Here is a 302-nt window from a genome sequence, read left to right on the forward strand (position 1 = left end):
GGGACGCCTGCTCGGACCTGGCCACGGTGCGCGCCGAGCCGGCGGTGCTCGGGTCGGTGGCCTCGGACCCCACGGTCTCGCGGGTCATCGCCCGCCTCGCCGCAGACGTGGACAAGGTCCTGGCCGCGTTCAGCACTGCCCGCGCGACAGCGCGGGCGCGGGTCTGGGCGGCAGCGGGCTCCAGCGCCCCGGACCACGGCCGCGACGCCGCGCACCCGCTGGTGATCGACGTCGACGCCACGCTCGTGGCCGCGCACAGTGAGAAGGAGAACGCGGCGCCGACGTTCAAGCGGGGGTTCGGG

The 302-nt window shown here is 76.5% G+C and carries 1 pseudogene; it reads left to right on the forward strand.

Annotation, left to right across the window (positions count from 1 at the left end):
• Positions 1-302, forward strand: a pseudogene (locus N869_RS16225) (IS1380 family transposase); the annotation flags it as partial.

Source organism: Cellulomonas bogoriensis 69B4 = DSM 16987 (assembly GCF_000767165.1).
Taxonomy (GTDB): Bacteria; Actinomycetota; Actinomycetes; order Actinomycetales; family Cellulomonadaceae; genus Actinotalea; species Actinotalea bogoriensis.